Source organism: Adlercreutzia sp. DFI.6.23 (assembly GCF_024462535.1).
In the GTDB taxonomy this organism is placed as follows: Bacteria; Actinomycetota; Coriobacteriia; order Coriobacteriales; family Eggerthellaceae; genus Adlercreutzia; species Adlercreutzia rubneri.
Map to the genome: position 1 here is coordinate 1 of NZ_JANGBP010000499.1, position 302 is coordinate 302.

Genomic DNA, 302 nt, shown 5'->3' on the forward strand with positions numbered 1-302 from the left:
GGCGCTCGCAAGATCGTGTTCATGAACGGCCATTACGAGAACTACCAGTTTATCTTCGAAGGCGCCGAGCTGGCTCTCGAGAAGGCGTCGGCCGAGCGCATCAAGAACGTGAAAATCCAGCTTTTGTCCTACTGGGATTTCGTTGACGATGCCACCATCCTGGAGTTGTACCCCGATGGTTTCACGGGTTGGGATTTGGAACATGCTGGCGTGATGGAGACGTCCCTCATGCTCTTGTTCTATCCCGATTTGGTGGACATGGACCGCATCGATCCCGTGTACAGCGCGGGATCGATGCGGTC

1 protein-coding gene is annotated in these 302 nt (G+C 55.3%); it reads left to right on the forward strand.

The window, feature by feature from the left end:
* Window positions 1-302 (forward strand): creatininase family protein (locus tag NE591_RS14310; protein ID WP_256156988.1); only part of this gene is annotated, 302 nt, incomplete at both ends.